The organism is Candidatus Berkelbacteria bacterium, from assembly GCA_016187225.1.
Classification (GTDB): Bacteria; Patescibacteriota; UBA1384; order JACPKC01; family JACPKC01; genus JACPKC01.
Genome location: JACPKC010000010.1, coordinates 170,134 through 187,521, shown reverse-complemented (window position 1 = coordinate 187,521; position 17,388 = coordinate 170,134). Strand labels below are relative to the sequence as shown.

At 47.4% G+C, this 17,388-nt stretch carries 16 protein-coding genes; 14 read left to right on the top strand and 2 right to left on the bottom strand.

What is annotated here, in order from left to right; all coding sequences use genetic code 11:
* Positions 1 to 4: 4 nt before the first annotated feature.
* From HYW32_03715 to HYW32_03680, 8 genes are all read left to right on the top strand, one after another.
* Positions 5 to 472, top strand: a complete 468-nt coding sequence (locus tag HYW32_03715; GenBank protein ID MBI2590097.1) for a peptidylprolyl isomerase — start codon at positions 5 to 7, stop codon at positions 470 to 472.
* Position 473: 1 nt separating this feature from the next.
* Positions 474 to 1,331, top strand: coding sequence for a WecB/TagA/CpsF family glycosyltransferase (locus tag HYW32_03710; GenBank protein MBI2590096.1), 858 nt, complete (start codon positions 474 to 476; stop codon positions 1,329 to 1,331).
* A 122-nt stretch (positions 1,332 to 1,453) separates the two neighbouring features.
* Positions 1,454 to 2,590 (top strand): transcription termination/antitermination protein NusA, encoded by a 1,137-nt coding sequence (gene nusA, locus HYW32_03705; GenBank protein ID MBI2590095.1) that lies wholly within the window; start codon positions 1,454 to 1,456, stop codon positions 2,588 to 2,590.
* Positions 2,583 to 5,114 (top strand): ATP-dependent Clp protease ATP-binding subunit, encoded by a 2,532-nt coding sequence (locus HYW32_03700; protein MBI2590094.1) that lies wholly within the window; start codon positions 2,583 to 2,585, stop codon positions 5,112 to 5,114. Before nusA ends, HYW32_03700 begins: the two co-directional genes overlap by 8 nt.
* A complete protein-coding gene (locus HYW32_03695; protein ID MBI2590093.1) occupies positions 5,086 to 6,579 on the top strand; it encodes a bifunctional (p)ppGpp synthetase/guanosine-3',5'-bis(diphosphate) 3'-pyrophosphohydrolase in 1,494 nt (497 codons plus the stop codon). Before HYW32_03700 ends, HYW32_03695 begins: the two co-directional genes overlap by 29 nt.
* Before the next feature lie 70 nt (positions 6,580 to 6,649).
* Positions 6,650 to 7,972, top strand: coding sequence for a histidine--tRNA ligase (locus HYW32_03690; protein ID MBI2590092.1), 1,323 nt, complete (start codon positions 6,650 to 6,652; stop codon positions 7,970 to 7,972).
* A 3-nt stretch (positions 7,973 to 7,975) separates the two neighbouring features.
* Positions 7,976 to 9,436, top strand: a complete 1,461-nt coding sequence (locus HYW32_03685) for a hypothetical protein (GenBank protein ID MBI2590091.1) — start codon at positions 7,976 to 7,978, stop codon at positions 9,434 to 9,436.
* Positions 9,437 to 9,916: a TrmH family RNA methyltransferase gene (locus HYW32_03680; GenBank protein ID MBI2590090.1), complete on the top strand. Its 480-nt coding sequence runs from the start codon at positions 9,437 to 9,439 to the stop codon at positions 9,914 to 9,916. It abuts the gene before it with no gap.
* A gap of 574 nt (positions 9,917 to 10,490) precedes the next feature.
* Here the strand turns inward: HYW32_03680 and HYW32_03675 are convergent.
* Together HYW32_03675 and HYW32_03670 are read right to left on the bottom strand one after the other, a co-directional pair.
* Positions 10,491 to 10,793 carry a hypothetical protein gene (locus tag HYW32_03675; protein MBI2590089.1) on the bottom strand — a complete coding sequence of 101 codons (303 nt, stop codon included), beginning with the start codon at positions 10,791 to 10,793 and terminating at the stop codon, positions 10,491 to 10,493.
* Between the two features lie 197 nt (positions 10,794 to 10,990).
* On the bottom strand, positions 10,991 to 11,971 hold the full coding sequence (locus HYW32_03670) for a hypothetical protein (GenBank protein ID MBI2590088.1): 981 nt from the start codon (positions 11,969 to 11,971) through the stop codon (positions 10,991 to 10,993).
* Here HYW32_03670 and HYW32_03665 point away from each other — a divergent pair.
* From HYW32_03665 to HYW32_03640, 6 genes are all read left to right on the top strand, one after another.
* Entirely contained in the window at positions 11,961 to 13,292 is a 1,332-nt protein-coding gene (locus tag HYW32_03665) for a DNA polymerase IV (GenBank protein MBI2590087.1), read from the top strand. The two genes, HYW32_03670 and HYW32_03665, sit on opposite strands and share 11 nt — an antisense overlap.
* A gap of 41 nt (positions 13,293 to 13,333) precedes the next feature.
* Positions 13,334 to 13,939, top strand: a complete 606-nt coding sequence (gene lexA / locus HYW32_03660) for a transcriptional repressor LexA (protein ID MBI2590086.1) — start codon at positions 13,334 to 13,336, stop codon at positions 13,937 to 13,939.
* 18 nt (positions 13,940 to 13,957) lie between these two features.
* On the top strand, positions 13,958 to 14,602 hold the full coding sequence (locus tag HYW32_03655) for a LytR C-terminal domain-containing protein (GenBank protein MBI2590085.1): 645 nt from the start codon (positions 13,958 to 13,960) through the stop codon (positions 14,600 to 14,602).
* A gap of 272 nt (positions 14,603 to 14,874) precedes the next feature.
* Positions 14,875 to 15,684: a CHAP domain-containing protein gene (locus HYW32_03650; protein ID MBI2590084.1), complete on the top strand. Its 810-nt coding sequence runs from the start codon at positions 14,875 to 14,877 to the stop codon at positions 15,682 to 15,684.
* A 51-nt stretch (positions 15,685 to 15,735) separates the two neighbouring features.
* A complete protein-coding gene (locus tag HYW32_03645) occupies positions 15,736 to 16,302 on the top strand; it encodes a YqeG family HAD IIIA-type phosphatase (GenBank protein ID MBI2590083.1) in 567 nt (188 codons plus the stop codon).
* Positions 16,299 to 17,384 carry a polymer-forming cytoskeletal protein gene (locus HYW32_03640; GenBank protein ID MBI2590082.1) on the top strand — a complete coding sequence of 362 codons (1,086 nt, stop codon included), beginning with the start codon at positions 16,299 to 16,301 and terminating at the stop codon, positions 17,382 to 17,384. Before HYW32_03645 ends, HYW32_03640 begins: the two co-directional genes overlap by 4 nt.
* Positions 17,385 to 17,388: the final 4 nt, after the last annotated feature.

The window sequence follows — 17,388 nt, the reverse complement described above, 5'->3', positions numbered from 1 at the left end:
AACTATGACTAATCAAAGTCAGGCGCCAACTATTTTGCCAGGGGAAAAAATTCAGAATAAAACTGCAATCGTTGAAACTCCTAAAGGCACAATTCGAATCAGCCTACTCCCAGATGACGCGCCGCTGGCAGTTAGCAATTTCATCACGCTTATTGAGAAAAAGTTCTATGACGGCCTTACATTTCATCGTGTTGAGCCGGGTTTTGTTATCCAGGGCGGCGACCCAAATGGTGACGGTACCGGCGGACCGGGATACACATTTAAAGATGAACCTATTAGACAAGAGTACAAACGCGGGATAGTCGCTATGGCAAACAGTGGACCAAACACTAATGGCAGTCAATTTTTTATCATGCTAGAAGACAAGCCTCTACCGCCAAACTATACGATTTTCGGCGAGGTAACTGACGGCATGAATGTTGTGGATCAAATTCAAGTCGGTGACCAGATGATGAGCGTCACAATAAAATAATATGAAACGAGCGCAAATTCTTTCAGTGTCAATCGACTGTCGCTTACGCCCAGATTTACTAGCAAGTTGTGCAAATATTATTCAAGCTCGTTTGCCAAGTCAGCTTGTAACTGTGAATCCGGAATTTATTCTTGAAGCCCAAACGAATCGCGCTTTTCGCACTGCTCTTGGGGATGCTGAAATGTCTACAGCCGATGGCAAAGGTATTCAACTTGCCGCGTACTATAATTCGCTTTCTTTTCCTACTTGGCAACCAGCTCGCCTGGTGGTTGGGCTTTTAGCGGGGGCCTGGGTAGGCCTGATTTTTATTCTTCAGTCAAAGGAATTAAATCATCCCATTCCTGAAATTATCACAGGCGTCGATTTAATTGATCAACTGGCGGCATACGGAACAAAACACAGATGGAAATTCTTTTTTCTCGGTGGCGATAAGGGAATAGCCGAACAAGCTGCGATTAAACTACGTACACATTATCCTGAATTAATAGTCGTCGGCGCCGAAGCGGGAGTGGCAAAATCAGTTCAAGGCAAGCGACGCAAAGATGAACTTAACTTACTGGCTCACCGCATTCGCGCTCTCAAGCCAGACATTCTACTGGTAGCATTGGGAGCGCCGACACAAGATCTTTTTATTCATGAACATAAAAAAATTCTCGGCATCTCATTAATGCTTGGGGTAGGAGGAGCATTTGACTATCTTGCAGGTATTGTCCCCCGTGCCCCTGCCTGGCTCCGCTCGCTTGGCCTTGAATGGTGCTGGCGTTTACTCATTCAACCCTGGCGTTGGCGCCGTATTCTCAAAGCAACGCTGGTTTTCCCGTGGAAAGTCTTTTGGGCACGCCAATACAAAAATTCATAGAAACCCCGCATACGATTGACGACTAAATCGATTCACCTTATACTGTAGTCAACAGCACCAAGAATGGTGGCTGTTTTTTTATAGGAATTGATCCTATATACTCTAAATAAGAAAGGATAAATATGAAGGATTCACCTTTTTTAGTTGCCCTTCAGGAACTTGCCGAGGAACGCGGCCTTCCTATTGAAACTGTCGTTCAAACTGTCGAGGCGGCACTGGCGGCGGCGTATCGAAAAGACTATGGACGAACCGGCCAAGTGATTCGCGCAACCTTAAATCCAAATGACATCGGCAAAACTCAAATGCGACAAGTTTTCGAGATTGTTGCCGATGATGCGGAAATTGAGGAACCGGAACGGCAGATTACTCTAACTGAAGCTCAAAAACTCGACGACAAGGCAGATATAGGCGGAGAAGTAAGTATGCCCCTTCCACACCAAGCCGATTTTGGACGGATTGCGGCTCAAACAGCCAAACAGGTAATCATTCAACGGATAGCGGAGGCTGAACGATCCCTTCTCTATTCTGAATTCAAAGGTAAAGAAGGACAAATTGTCAGCGGCACGGTTCAACAAATCGATGGACGAGACATTGTTATTAATATCGGGCGCATGAATGCCGTGATGATGCTTCCCGACCAAATTCATGAGGAACGTTACTATATTGGCCAACGTCTCAAGATCTACGTTAAGGGCGTCGAGGAAACCAACCGCGGCCCAAAAGTTATGGTCTCGCGCTCGCATCCTGATCTTATTCGCGGTTTCTTTACCCAAGAAGTGCCAGAAATCCAATCGGGAACTGTAACAATCGAAACAATCGCGCGCGAGGCTGGCTCACGCACTAAAATTGCTGTTGCCGCTCACCAAGAAGGTCTTGACCCGGTTGGCTCATGTGTTGGGCAACGTGGGATTCGTGTCCAAGCGGTTCTTTCTGATTTGGGTAATGAAAAAATAGACATCATTCTCTGGGATGCCGATCCAAAAAAACTTATTGCCAATGCGCTTTCGCCGGCCAAGGTTGACGAAATTATTCTTGATGAAGCTCTCAAAAAAGCCACCATTCGAGTGCCAGCGGATCAAGTCTCACTGGCAATTGGAAAGGGTGGACAAAACGTTCGCCTTGCAAGTAAACTAACTGGTTGGGAGTTAGATATAGTTAAAGATCAAAATACAGACGAAGATAAAGAAATAAAAGAAATTCCAACCGAGGATGAGTCGACAAAAGATGAGGGTCAAGGAAAAAATCAACAGAATGAATGACGCGCAATCTGCAAGTTTTGGAAAATTCTCTCCGTCGGCAAAGATAGTCTTGCTCGCTTCGCAACGCTATGCGGAGGCGATGGGGAATGTGCTTGGTTCAGAGCATCTACTTCTCGCCATCAGCATCACGCCCGATACCTATGCTTACAATCTTCTCCGAAAGGTGCCAATTACACCTGACCAAATTCGTCTGGCGCTCTCATTAAAAGAGATTTCTTCCGAACGCGGCATGGGTATGAAAATAGAAGCCAAGGCAGTCTTGGAGCGAGCGGCATTTCAGGCAACAACACTTGGCATGCAATTTATTGAACCAGAACATCTGCTTTGGGCACTGATTTCGGATACCAATTCTCGCGCTCACGAAATCGTGCTCCAACTTGGCATCGAACCAAAAACAATTCGAAAATCACTTGAACATTTTTTTGCAGAACAAAAATCATCACCGAATACGATGGTTCACCAAGAAATTGAACTTCTCGGCGTGGTCGGTCAACTTAGTCAGGAGCCTATCCCATCGACGCATCGCCCCCAACTTAATCTACCCGAAGAGGTCGACGAACAAACGGAAACACCATTTCTAGATGAGTTCACGCTTGACCTTACAGCGCTAGCGCATGAGAAACTGCTCGATCCTTTAATTGGTCGAGAGGCCGAACTGGAGCGGCTGATGCATATTTTAGGGCGAAAAACTAAAAACAATCCCGTTCTAATTGGCGAGCCGGGAGTGGGGAAAACAGCCATAATTGAAGGACTGGCGCAACGAATTGTCGGTGGCGCCGTACCAGAATATCTAGCTGACAGCCGAATCGTCAGTTTGGAATTGAGTATCCTGGTTGCCGGCACAATGTATCGCGGCCAGTTTGAAGATCGCCTTCGCCATCTTGTGGAAGAAGTGCAAACTCAAGGCGACATTCTGCTCTTCATCGATGAACTGCATACCATGACCGGCGCCGGTGGCGCCGAGGGCGCTCTGGATGCGGCAAATATCTTAAAGCCTTTGCTTGCCAAAGGTCAATTGCGACTCATTGGCGCCACCACGAGTACTGAATATCAAAAATATATTGAAAAGGATGCGGCGCTTGAACGCCGCTTTCAGCCAATTGTCGTCAGTGAACCCACGCAGTTGGAAACAGTTGAAATTCTCAAAGGTCTCACGCCAAAATACGAGGCCTTCCACGGCATTGGTATTCCATCTGAAGTGATTGAAGAAACAGTGACACTGGCGCATCGTTATATTCATGATCGGAATTTTCCGGACAAAGCGATCGACCTCATTGATGAAGCCGCCGCCGCGATGCGAGCCAAGAACACACCCGCGCCGCGCCGGCGCGCTACTGCACACGACATCGAACGCGAGCTCAAAAGGCTCAAAAATCAAAAAGAGTATGAACTCAAAACCGGTCACATTGAGCGGGCGGCATATCTGCGTGACCAAGAGATTAAACTCCGACTTTTGCAAAAAGAAGCTGATCCAGCCCAACTCAAAACGCCACCCACTAGAGCTAAATCGCTAACTCTCGACCATATTCGCCATGTCTTAAGCACCTGGACAAAAATTCCCATTGAACGCTTGGGAAACGCGGATCGTCGCAATCTCTTAAAACTTGAAGAATCTCTTCAGACTAAAATTCTTGGCCAAACTGAATCCTTGAAAACTCTAGCTCAAACAATTCGACGCGCCAAAAGCGGATTAAAATCGCCAAATCGTCCAATAGGCGCCTTTTTGTTTGTTGGTCCAAGTGGAGTGGGTAAAACCGAAACTGCTCGGGTTTTAGCAGAGGAAATTTTTGGCACCGAAGATGCGCTCATTAAACTTGATATGAGCGAATTCATGGAGCGTCATCAGGTGGCTCGACTCTTAGGCGCACCACCAGGTTATGTTGGCCATGACGAGCCAGCGAAACTACTTGAAAGTGTCCGGCGACGACCGCATCGTTTGGTGCTTTTTGATGAAATTGAAAAAGCGCATCCAGATGTATTTCACTTGCTCCTGCAAATGATGGAAGATGGCATACTTACTGATTCCAAAGGTCGCGCCGTTAGCTTTCGGGAAACTCTTATCATTCTAACCTCAAACATTGGAGGCGAGCTGTGGAAACGTGCAGGCGGAATAGGTTTTCGGGTCAGCTCACAAACACCGTGGTGGCAAACACCGCTTCAAGATCAACTTAAAGAGCATTTTCGGCCCGAGTTTTTGAATCGGTTGGATAATATCTTAATTTTTCAGCCACTTGCAGAAGAAACTTTACGCGCAATTGTTCAGCTTGAACTTGATCGTCTTAAAACTTATGCGCGCTCAACTAGCCTTGAAATAATGCTTACTCCCGAAGCAGAAAATTGGCTAATCGCACAAATTGTCGCAAACAAAGAAGGAGCGCGGGCTATTCGGCGCCTAATCGAAACTCACGTTGCGACGCTCGTGGCCGATGCAAGTTTGCGCTTCCCAACCCGCCATGAATTTCAGATCGATCTTAAAGGTAAAACGTTAGCGATTAATGCACGACAAAGAGTACTTACAACTTAAGGAGACAATTCGATCTTACATGAATGAAGAAGATCGGGCCTTAGTTGAACGAGCATACCAATATGCCGAGGAGGCGCATCGGGGCATCAAGCGAGAAAGTGGTGAAACGTATTTAACTCATCCAGTCAGAATCGCGCTTTTTTTGGCTAAACTTGAACTCGATGTTGAAACTATAGCCGCGGCGCTTTTGCATGATGTTCTCGAAGACACGAGCATCGCCGCCGAACAAATCGAACGCCGATTTGGACCTGGGATCGCCAAACTCGTAAGCGGGGTTACAAAACTCGCCCGCGTTCGTCTTAAAAAAACCGGCCGTTTTCTGCCGGCTTTTCTTTTGCGCCGAGAGGAGGAGCGAGTAGCGTTTGAGCGCCAAGTGGAATCATTGCGCAAGATGTTACTTGCAATGACTGATGACATCCGAGTGATTCTTATTAAACTTGCCGATCGGCTTCACAATATGGAAACACTTCACGCTGTCCGCCCCGATAAACGAGCCCGAATCGCTCAAGAAACACTTGAAATTTATGCGCCGCTCGCCTACCGCCTCGGAATGGGCGACATCAAAGGTCGACTGGAGGATTTAGCTTTTCCTTATGTTTATCCTAAAGAACACAAATTTCTGCGCGATCAACTAGGCGAACGAATCCGCGAGCGCGATCAGTACATCGTGCGTTTTCAGCGCACTTTGAAGCAATATCTGGAATCGGAGCACATCAAGATGCTTGATATTCACGGTCGCGTTAAGCATGAGTACAGCCTGTGGCAAAAACTCCAACGTTACCAAGGCGACTTAAGCAAGATCTATGATTTAATCGCAATTCGCATTATTGTGCCAACACCTGCTGATTGTTACCAAGTTCTCGGACTGATCCACAGCCGCTGGAATCCTCTTCTTGGTCGGATTAAAGATTATATTGCAACTCCAAAACCGAATGGTTATCAATCATTACACAGTACGGTTTTTGGCGTCGACGGCGAGATTACCGAGATTCAGATTCGCACCCCATTAATGCACGAGCAAGCAGAGTGGGGGATTGCCGCCCACTGGCACTACACCGAGCACAAATCAAAAAAAGACGATGTTTTACCACGACCCAGCTGGCTGGCAGATTTGCATAAATGGCAACAAACCTTGAAGGACCCCAAGGAGCTTCAGGCCATGCTCCGACTGGAATTTTTTCGTGATCAAATCTTTGTTTTTACTCCTCTTGGCGATGTGATTACTTTGCCAGTCCAAAGTACGCCAATCGATTTTGCTTACGCAATTCACTCCGACATCGGCGATAACTGTACAGGCGCCAAAATCAACGACCGTCTCAAACCGCTTGATACTGAACTTAAAAATGGCGACATTGTAGAAATTTTAGTGACCAAAAAACCGCAAGGGCCGAAACGCGATTGGCTCCGTTTTGCAAAAACGCAAAAGGCTCGTACCAGTATTAAAAGCCGCTTCGGAATTTCGTGATTAGAAAGTGGAAGGCTTTGCTCTTCATCTGAAAAGATGCTAGCATTCTCCTGTATATAAGGAGTAATGAATGCCTCAATCGATTCAAATTGCTCGCGGGATGCGCGATGTTCTACCAACAGAACAAAAGTACTGGACAAAAATTCAGACTATTGCCACTAATCGCTTGCGGAGTTTCGGTTTTCAACGCATCGATACTCCAATTATCGAAGCAAAAGATCTCTTTGTTCGAGGCGTCGGGACAAGTTCCGATCTAATTGAAAAAGAGCTGTTCGGCGTTGTCCGTCTCGGCACTCATCAAACTGAACAGAACACTCCAAACCAGACACCGGAACTAGTCTTGCGTCCCGAAGGTACAGCTGGCATCGTTCGCGCCTATATTGAAAACGGGATGCATACTTGGCCTCAACCAGTTAAACTTTTTTCATTCATGCCGATTTTTCGCTATGACCGACCGCAAAAAGGGCGCTATCGTCAGCATACCCAGCTAAATGTTGAGGTACTCGGCGATGGCGAACCCCTCACCGATGCCATGACAATTTTGGCTCTCTGGCAAATTCTGCAAGATCTCGAACTCGATCAAGGCGCGGTGATTGAGCTCAACTCGATCGGCGACAGCGCTTCACGCGAACAAATTCGCACTGTCTTACACGAATATTATCAGCCACTCTTGCCAAAACTTTGCGCCAACTGTCAGCGACGTTTTAAGGTTAATCCCCTCCGCCTAGTCGATTGCAAAGAAGAGCAGTGTCAGCCCTATAGAGAAACGGCGCCACAAATTGTGGATTCCCTCGATGATGCCTCTCGTCAACATTTCATGCTTGTCCTTGAGTATCTTGACAGCGCTGGAGTGCCTTACGAACTCAACCCGTTTCTAGTGCGCGGCCTGGATTATTACACGCGCACCGTCTTTGAAATCCGTGACCGAAACGACACTCACCGCCAAGCCTCGCTCGGCGGCGGCGGGCGATACGATACTTTGGTGGAATCACTGGGCGGATTAGCAACACCCGCTTTTGGGTTTGGCATTGGCCTCGAACGTTTGATTGAAAAATTAGTTGAGAAAAAAATTCCAATAATCGAAAAAGCAGGCGCAGAAATTCTGATTATTCAATTGGGCGATCGAGCGAAAAAGAAGGCGATCCCGCTTTTGGTGAGCTTAGGGAAAAAAGGCTTGGCTGCTTCAATGGCGCTTGGCAAAGAGAGCTTGAAAGCCCAACTCAAAAGCGCCGATAAAATGGGCGCCCGATTGGCATTGATTGTTGGTGAACGCGAGGCAATCGACGATACGATTATCGTCCGCATGATGAGCGACGGCACCCAAGAAACAGTTCACTTCGACGATGTCGAATCTGTAATTGAAAAACGTCTCGCCGAACTCAATGAAAGCTAACCAATGCTGGAGGAAGCACAAGGGTCAAATCACGAAGCACGCCCTGAATTACAAAAAGCCGAACTTCAACGCAAAATTCATGAGCTTCTTACCAAATATACAGATGTGCAAACTCTGGCCGAGATTCTAAATGCGCAATCTTTTATTCGACGAACACTATCCAAAAATCGACAGGCCGGGGAGATTATCAGTTTTGACGTTCAAGGTTTTATAGAACACACGCTTAAAACCGACAACGAATTCAAGCTACCTGAACACTGGGATCAAATTGATGAGGTGATTCTACCGCCTAGCGAGATGGGCGCTATTCAATCAGGAGAGAGCGGAAACAATAATGGGGGGAAGCAAATTATTCCAAGAACACTTTATCTCATTGAAGTTCTAAGCAATCTTAATCTTAACTATGATGTTAAAATCGGCAGAGTTGAATCGACTCAAATACGCAAACAGCCGTATGTCGCCTTTTTTCTGCCCGACAAAAACCAACTTATTCTAATTTGCAATGAAGAAGGAAATGCAACATTTGTGGTTTATGGAGTGCGGGAAGAAGCTATTAATTCAATTTTGGAAACAACAAAGGATGATTTAGGCACACTGTTCCCAACGAGTCGCATCTCCTATACGAGTGATCCTGAAACGTGGAAAAAAACCGTCGTGGAGACACTCGAACGCACAGAGATGCCAAGCCTTCAGTCACCTCGCCAAAAAATTTCAGATGAATCGCCAGCAGGTTGGCGTCAGTTAAGTGAATTGGCGACTCACTATAATCTTGATCCGGGCACGATCCGGCACTGGATAGCAAAGAACCTCGTTGAAAATCCAGATTGGCTTAAACGCTTTCGCATCCAAAGACCATTGGGTGGCCGAGGGCGGAGCCAGGCGGATTTTATTGCGCCTGAACTAGTTAAAATAATCGAAAAACAGATTGAAAGCATGCGCAAACTTGGGTCACCGCCAACAGGTTGGATCAATGCATATGAGTATGCTAGTGACCGAAACATATCAACCTCAACGGCACAGCAGTATTTCCGAAAAATCCAACGGGTTAATCATCCTGGGGCTGGAAAATTTATCTCACGACAAGTTCGACAAGGTTTCCGAATCGGCTACTATTGCTCACCCAAGGCAATTCTTGATATTGATGCAATGCGCGAGAATCCTCGACTTCGGGCAGAGATTCTTTACAAAGAGGTGGCGCCAACTGATTGGATTGCATTAATTGATCTGGCAGAGGAATCTGGACGCGCTTACAACGTTCTTGCCGCTTGGGCGGACCAAGAAGTGACCCATCCAAACGAAGAAAAGAAAAAATACTACAATTACGACAAGCAGAAGATTATTTGGTATGTCTCGCCAGAACTTGCCGACCGGTTGTGTGAACGGAATAAAAGAACTCCGCTTATCAAAAAGAATAGACACCCAGACAGTATTGATGTCACACCAGATGAACGCAAATTGATATAAATGATTAAGCGCCAATCTCGAATTATTGCGGTGCTCGACAATATTCGGAGTCTCTACAACGTTGGGAGTATTTTTCGAACCAGTGATGCGTTTGCGATCGAGCATCTGTATTTATGCGGCCTCACTGGAACGCCGGCCGAAGCAAAGCAGAGAGCTCAAATCACAAAGACCTCGCTTGGCGCCGAACAAACTGTGCCGTGGTCGTATGCGCCACAGGCAATCGAGGTGATAAGAGAACTAAAACGAGATGGTTTGTTTATCCTCGCTCTTGAACAAGCCCCGACAGCGCTATCTATTACTACGTATTCGCCACCAAGCAACGCGCCTATCGCGCTTGTTGTTGGTCATGAACTTTACGGCGTCTCTGAAGGAGCGCTTAAATTAGCTAATCAGACTATCCAAATTCCCATGCTCGGCATAAAAGAATCGCTCAATGTAACCGTGGCCTACGGCATTGCTCTCGCCCACTTACGGCAATAAAAAAGGAGTGGACGGGACGGGTAACATCCAATCCACTCCCAATCTCCTGAACGTGTTCCAGGGGAACAAAAGACACCAAGGCCTCAAGTCCCCAGGGATATCACTCCGGGAGGAACACCACGGCGGACCCATAGCATCCGAAGACAAACTCGGCCCGGACGGAGCGAAGCCAAGAATCGCCAGCTTCCCAGCTGAAAGACAGGACATGGACGAAGTCGCCGTCAGCGCACGGCGCGTATTCCGCACCTGGAAAATCCATAAAGGTTTCCGGATAACGAGTCAGTCGGTTCGGCCAAGCCGCAAGAACACAGACGCCTGTGGCCGGATCAAGTGACAACTGACCTTTTATGAAGGCGTCCTGCCGAGCGTTTCGGGGTGAGTAGCCTTGGTATAATCTGCCGGTTGAGACCGGGAGCTCAAACAGCCGGAGTTGTTCCACTGAGTGTTTTTCCTCAAGTGTTTCCCAGCGGCTACGGACGTCGGTGTGAAGACGAATGCGCTCTCTGAAAAATACATCCTCGCAGTAGCAGTAGTTGGCAAAGGGTTGCCGGGACTTCCCGACTCGCTCCACAATCTAAATACAGAGTGGGCCGTAATTCTCACCGAGCGGGTCATTAAGACCAAACACTTTGCCGAGATCGGAAAGCGAGGAAACCAGCATGAGGCCATCGGCCTCGGCAGGTATCTCAACTTGCCACGGAATCCGGACTATCTGGGCACTTTTCTTCATTCCCAGGACTTTGCGGAGATTCTTCTCCTGCTTATTGAGAGTTGGCAAAGTGTTTGAGTCGTAAACGAAGTCCGCATGCGGTCTCACTCGTTCATCGGCAAATTCATTCGGGGTTGTATTCATAGGCGTGATCGATGGGGTCGACATCGTCATCACCCTCCTTCGTTTAATGTCCCTGGGAAACATCTGTAAAAGAACTAAGGACTATACCTGGACCTTTTGGTGGAGAAACTCGTAATGAATAGTTCTCGACAAGTTAGAACATGAACACTTTTTTCAATGGTCTCAAAAATATTCAGCAATAAAAAATGCGGCCCGGGTGGGCCGCATTTCAAACCCGTCTTCTAGTCGTCCACCCCTATCCGCTTGGTGCGATAGTCGCAGAGCAGTGATCCCTCCGGTTGTTCTTCACGCCATGGAGCAGGAGGAGCCTGCTCTTCAACGTGGCTGGAGCTCGTCGGGAGCTGGGGTGGTGCGAGTGGCACGATCGGCCGATGAATGGCGGCAGCTCGGGCGTCGCCGTACCAGAGCTCGAGCTCCGCTTCCGACCGGTGGACGTGCAACCGGGCGACGATCTGCTGGGCGAGCGTCAGCAGGCTCGCTGGGCTGTCAGCATTCTTGACAGTCTCCGTCAGAACTCCGGCGCCCATTACCTCGCCATAGGCGCTAAAGCAACGAAAATCGACGGTGACGGTTCGACGGGACTGCTTGCGAGCACTCCAGACAGTGGTTTGTACCTGCATCTGTTTCTGGTACTGTGCCTGGATCTTTTTGAGATCCATTTCCGGGTATGGTTTCCACCTGCTGTCACCACCAATTTCGTAATCAGATTTGAAGTACTGATACCTGTCCAGCGCCCGCGGATAGTGGTGGAATACCCAAGCAATAAATTCCTGGGTATAAGTCGCCGCTCCCCCAAGTTGGAGCTCCTCGGTCTGCTCGGTAACAATGCCGGCGATCAGTAGATCGGCATTAACTATTCGGCCACCACCGTCGGTAACGTCGAGCCCCTTCATGAGCTCATGCACTCGTTTTCGATTGGTGGCCACACAGTGTCCGCCATTCCCCAGGACGGCATTGATCACCTCGGCCTCGAGGTCGTGAACCGAGCCATTCGGCTCAATGCAGGCAACACCAATCTTGGCACCCTGTAGATCTTTTTTGATCGGAGTCTTATTTTTGATCGAAGCCCCAGACTCTCGCCTGGTCATCCCCATCCCAAAGAAGAACATCCCCACGGCAACGCCGACCAAAATTAGTTCCACAATTTGTTCGGCTTTTGTTCGTGTATAATTAAACAAGGCTGGTTTGTGAATGGTTCTCAACTTCGCCCTCGCAAGTTGGCAGATGGTGGAACTCGAAATGGAGATCAAAATGAACTGGATTTTACACATCGACATGAACAGCTTCTTTGCTTCAGTCGAGCAACAATATAATCCGGCGCTTCGTGGCAAAGCAATTGGCGTGGGTGGCAAACCAGGCACACGATCAGTGATTGTGGCGCCCTCGAGAGAAGCAAAACGGCTGGGTGTTCGGGTAGGCATGAACGGTCGGGAAGCGTTCAAACACTGTCCGCAACTCATCATTGTGCCACCCGTCTACGAACGATATCAGGCAATTAGTCAGCATATATTTCAAATTCTTGAGCAATTCTCACCGGCGGTCGAGCCCTTCTCGATCGATGAGGGCTTCATTGAGATCGATACTAGCTTGGAACAAGCTATCAATATCGCTCGCACGATTAAAACTAAATTTCACAATCAACTCGGGCCGGTGCTGACCGCTTCGATTGGGATCGCGCGTAATAAACGTCTTGCTAAATTGGCAAGCGAATCGCAAAAACCCGATGGACTTGTCGCACTTTTAAATAACGCCGAGGAGAAAACAGTTGCAAAATTGCGCCGGGAGGGGGTAACGGCCTGGACACAAGTAGAACTTTTTACCCAAACACAGGTTGAGGAATTGTGTGGTATCGGGCCACGGCTTGGCCGAAGACTGCGCGCCGCCGGTATTCAGACATTGGCCGATCTTACCCAACAATCACTTGATACCTTGCGGACATTAGTTTTCCCATACGAAAAAGAACTGCATTTGATTGGGCAGGGCATCGACCTTGCTCGTGTTGTTCCATATTGGCGGCAAAAAGCTGAACAATCGATCGGTCATCAATACACTTTGCCGCACGACGTACCGGTACGCGAATTACGACCAATCTTATTTCGTTTGAGCGAGAAAGTGGGGAATCGACTAAGAAAGAGGGGATTTGTCGGTCAATCAATTCAAATTTATTTACGCCGCACAAATGCGCCCAGCTGGGGCTCAACTCTTCAGACTTCATACCGAATTGAATCAGACAGAGATATCGAATGCTATGCCTGGAAGCTCATCTCCTCGGCCTGCCAGCGAGGCGACAAATTAACTCTGGAGACTTTAGTACGCATGCCAAGTGTCACTGTTTCCGTTCTGACTCCAAAAATTCAAGCGCCTGTTCGATTACCGTTCGACGCTAATTCATCAAACCTGACAATGGCAATCAATAAAATTCGAGCCCGCTTTGGCGAAACAAGTGTGCAAAGCGGCTGGAGCGTTGGAGTAAAAATGCACAACCTTTTAGACGGAAGAAGCAGAAGACTCTTATGTGGATAAATTCTATTGTTTACGGTTTTTGTTCGGTATAAAGTAACACTATGCACCAGCTTCCTACACCCAAACAAAAAGCCGTTCTTGAGTACTTACGAACGTATATCAATGATCATGAGTATGCGCCGAGCTACCGAGAAATTGCCCAACATTTTGAATTGAAATCGGTAGCGACAGTCGCGGAGCATATCGAATCACTAAGACTCAAGGGCCATATTTGTAAAGATGAAGGCGCGCGTGCCGTGCAAGTAACACCCGCTTGGGATGAGCGTACTCACGAGATTCCTCTTCTGGGCGTGATCGCGGCGGGTAATCCGATTGCGGCGATTCGAACCAACGAGACGATCGATATTCCACGCTCAATGATGGGTCATGATGTATACGCACTTAAAGTTAGCGGCGACTCCATGGTGCACGATGGAATTTTAGACGGAGACTATGTGGTAATTCAACGCACAAAACAACCAAAAAATGGGGATATTGTGGTGGCTCTTCTGGAAGAAGAGAATGTGACACTCAAACGCTATTATAAAGAGAAGGGGCGAATTCGATTACAACCAGCTAACCCTAAATATCCGCCGATCTACACCAATGACGTTTCAATTCAAGGGAGAGTGCTCGGTGTGATTAGACAATTTTCACCTATCTATTAAAGCCAATACAGGAGGAGTGTGCCGACTTTTGATGGGATTCGAGCGTCGCCGCGCACGGTTCTACAATCAAAGCTAACTCACAACACTCGACCTCGATCGAAGCGATCAAGAGATGGGGTTTTATTGTTTGTGCCTGTGGTTGCAGTTTTAGCGCTCCTTTTTATCCGACCGACACTGTCGCGCGAAACAGAATCATTGTCCGAAAAATTACTTGCTGAAGAAAAATTTACAGACGAAATTATAACTGCTGACGAAGATAATGACACTCGCGCGCCCGCAAAAACATTTAAAGCACCTGTCGCACAAATTGAAGATTCACTCGACGCGCTGGTGATTCTCGACCAACCAACCACAAATTCCGCGCCTCAAGAAGAAAAAATTGCGCCCAAAACTCCAAAGACTTTCACGGTAAGAGTCCTAAATGGCGGGAGCGCGACTGGGGTAGCCGCTAAGATTCGCGATCAATTAAAAAGCGCTCAAATTAATGTTTCATCGATTGGCAATGCCAAAACGACTCACCAGATTTCAACAATTTATTACCTGCCTGGATTTATGAGCGAGGCCCAGGAGGTTCAATATCTTCTCGATTGGGAATCGGCCGAGTTAAAAGAAAGTGATTTACCTAAGCCGGATCAGTTGTTAGTTGTTGCGGGTCAAGAATAACCCCGCATAAGACCACTGAAATTTTGTTTGACATCTAAATCACTTTCTCATAATATTTAAATGAGTGTTGGTTGCGTGTTACCCTCCTCACGTAACCACGCTTCAAAGAAACACCTTGCCTTGCGCGAGGTGTTTCTCATTTTTATTGGAGAATACGTCTATTATCCACATTATAACTTGACAGTACTTCTGACTCTGCTAGACTCCCCATGTAGCTACCAGTGGTAGTTATTTTATTTGTCCAAAAATAGGTTTTATAGAGAGGAGAAATAATGACTTCAATTCAGGTTGCCGAGCAGGCGGAGCCACCGCTTATACGCTTGAAGCGAAGCTTTCACAATTGGAGATTGAGTTTACGGCGTCGTTATTGGCTTACTCGAAAACTCATCCAACCCTCACTGCAACGTGGCTGGCGGACTGTTATTGCAACCGTGCTTTTAATCGCCTTGAATCCACTCGCGAGTAATAAGGCGCTGGCCGCCGCCGGGCCAACCTCGATTACAGCGCAACTCGCTGATTTCTCGTTTGAAACTGTTGAAGAAATTCCCTTTGATACACCCTCTGCCCATGAAACGCATCTTGCCGATGGCTTTATCGAGAAGCCAACCGTACTAACAACAGATATTGGCCGCCCCGAAAAAGAACTTCAAGCACGCGAGGAAGCAGAACGGATTAGCAAAGCTCAACTTGCCCAGGTCGCCAAAACACAGGTACGACGAGCGTTCAAACCTTCAGCCCAAACAAGCGCTTTTCAAGCCACTGCCACGACTGCCGGTAACACTTACAGCTATGGCTACTGCACCTGGTGGGCAAAAGAACGTCGACCAGATATCCCCAATCGCTGGGGGAATGCAAGCGCCTGGCTCAAGAGCGCTCAAAGATCGGGTTTTGCAACTGGGAAAACGCCTCAAGCTGGTTCGGTAATTGTAACTAGTGAGGGACCACTCGGTCATGTCGGGTATGTCGAAAAAGTCGAGGGCGACGAATTAATCGTCTCGGATATGAACATGATCGGCTGGGGCAAAGTATCGAAACGGAGAATGAAAAGCGCCAGTGGTGTCATTCGCGGCTATATTTACTAATCGGTACAATATGTCGGTTAGTGTAGAAAATGGATGATATGATGATTTAATATGATTAACCGACCATGGTACTGGCCAGATTATTATATTGCAAAATTAGATGATCTTGATCCAAATTTACTTTACGCAAAAGGTATTCGAGCAATCATTTTCGATTTTGACAATACTCTCAAATACTATCCTGAACCCGTGATTCGAGCTGAACTCATTCAACACCTTCAGTGTTGGATTGAAGTTTTTTCCAAGCAAAAAATTTCAATCGTTTCTAATCAGGTGACACGCACTGGCAAAGAGTGTCTGCAAACAGAAGCCAGTAAATTAGGCCTGCGCGCGTTTGCAACCGGCTTACTCATTAAGCCTTTGCCTTATTTCCTATTCAAAGCGGCACAAGCGATGCAAGTCTCGCCAGCTCAAACTTTAATCATTGGCGATCTTTTGATAGCCGATATAATCGGCGGACGTTTAGCCGGCATGCAAACCGCACTCGTCCAACCGTTGAGTCAAAATGAACAATTTTCAAGCCGTTTTTTTCGACCACTTGATCGATGGCTTCTAAAAAGTTTGAAACCAAATGAACTTACATGCTATCTTAATGATGTAAACAAGGAGGGAAGATGAAAATGCACAGCATCTCTACGCTCGCGATTCTATCGGTTCTTACACTGGGATTGAGCGATGTTCAAGCTCTCGAATTCCAACAGCCCGAAAGCTCGGGCAATGTCGTAGTAGAAAGTGGTCAGATAATTAACGATACCTTAATTACGGCCGGCGCCGATATTGATATTCGAGGGCGAGTGGCTCGCGACCTTGTAGCGGCTGGCAATACAGTCACAATTGATGATAGTGTCGGTGGCAATGTGTTTGCCGCTGGTTCGAGTATAAAAATCAATGGCCGAGTCCAGGGCGATGTTTTAGTTGCCGGCAGTACCGTAACTCTAAGATCGGATGCAACTATTGACGGTGATCTCTTGGTATTTGCCGGCAACGTTGAAGTGCGCGGGCGCGTGGCTGGCGACGTTACTGTTTATGCAGGCACCTTGCATCTGGCCGGCGCCGTGGATGGCAATGTGAATGTTGGGACCGAGTCGGTTACATTATCTGATACAGCTAAAATTGAAGGCAAACTGACAGGCACGACCACGAAACCATTCGTTAAACCGGAGGGTGCAATGGTGATTGGTGGGGTTGAGTTGAAACGTCAAACAGATACTGATGAAGCCCAACAGTTTGGCTTTGGTCTGGGTAGTTTATTTGCCGAAGTGGCGACTATCCTCGGTTTGCTAATGACCGGCGCGTTAATCTATCTACTCGCTCCAAAAACCGTTGAGGTCCTGCGCGCTCAAGCTTATAAGGAACCGCTCAATGCACTCCTCGTCGGATTAGTCTCGCTTGGAGCGGCGCCTTTTATCTTAATTCTCCTCTTTGTGTTCTATATAACTTTACCACTCGCATTTCTTGAAATTTTCTTGGTTGGAGCGCTTGCGATTCTAGCCGGCGCTGTGGCCAATCTTTGGGTCGGCGACCTTCTCTTCAAGCAGAAACTCACACTTGTGAATGCATTTCTCGTTGGGTCGATTGTGCTGGTAATTCTTAAGCTCATTCCATTCTTAGGTTGGATTTTAATTTTTGGCGCCTGGTGTGTAGGCTTTGGCACCCTGCTTCGTTTCGCTTGGTTTAATTTGCGAACAGCCAGGAAGTAATTTT

Coding starts and splice junctions, on each gene's coding strand:
- HYW32_03680 (MBI2590090.1), top strand. CDS start 9,437: ATGATTAAGCGCCAATCTCGAATTATTGCGGTGCTCGACAATATTCGG.
- HYW32_03700 (MBI2590094.1), top strand. CDS start 2,583: ATGAATGACGCGCAATCTGCAAGTTTTGGAAAATTCTCTCCGTCGGCA.
- HYW32_03685 (MBI2590091.1), top strand. CDS start 7,976: ATGCTGGAGGAAGCACAAGGGTCAAATCACGAAGCACGCCCTGAATTA.
- HYW32_03690 (MBI2590092.1), top strand. CDS start 6,650: ATGCCTCAATCGATTCAAATTGCTCGCGGGATGCGCGATGTTCTACCA.
- HYW32_03675 (MBI2590089.1), bottom strand. CDS start 10,793: ATGTCGACCCCATCGATCACGCCTATGAATACAACCCCGAATGAATTT.
- HYW32_03665 (MBI2590087.1), top strand. CDS start 11,961: ATGGTTCTCAACTTCGCCCTCGCAAGTTGGCAGATGGTGGAACTCGAA.
- HYW32_03695 (MBI2590093.1), top strand. CDS start 5,086: ATGCACGACAAAGAGTACTTACAACTTAAGGAGACAATTCGATCTTAC.
- HYW32_03645 (MBI2590083.1), top strand. CDS start 15,736: ATGATTAACCGACCATGGTACTGGCCAGATTATTATATTGCAAAATTA.
- HYW32_03715 (MBI2590097.1), top strand. CDS start 5: ATGACTAATCAAAGTCAGGCGCCAACTATTTTGCCAGGGGAAAAAATT.
- HYW32_03640 (MBI2590082.1), top strand. CDS start 16,299: ATGAAAATGCACAGCATCTCTACGCTCGCGATTCTATCGGTTCTTACA.
- nusA (MBI2590095.1), top strand. CDS start 1,454: ATGAAGGATTCACCTTTTTTAGTTGCCCTTCAGGAACTTGCCGAGGAA.
- lexA (MBI2590086.1), top strand. CDS start 13,334: ATGCACCAGCTTCCTACACCCAAACAAAAAGCCGTTCTTGAGTACTTA.
- HYW32_03710 (MBI2590096.1), top strand. CDS start 474: ATGAAACGAGCGCAAATTCTTTCAGTGTCAATCGACTGTCGCTTACGC.
- HYW32_03650 (MBI2590084.1), top strand. CDS start 14,875: ATGACTTCAATTCAGGTTGCCGAGCAGGCGGAGCCACCGCTTATACGC.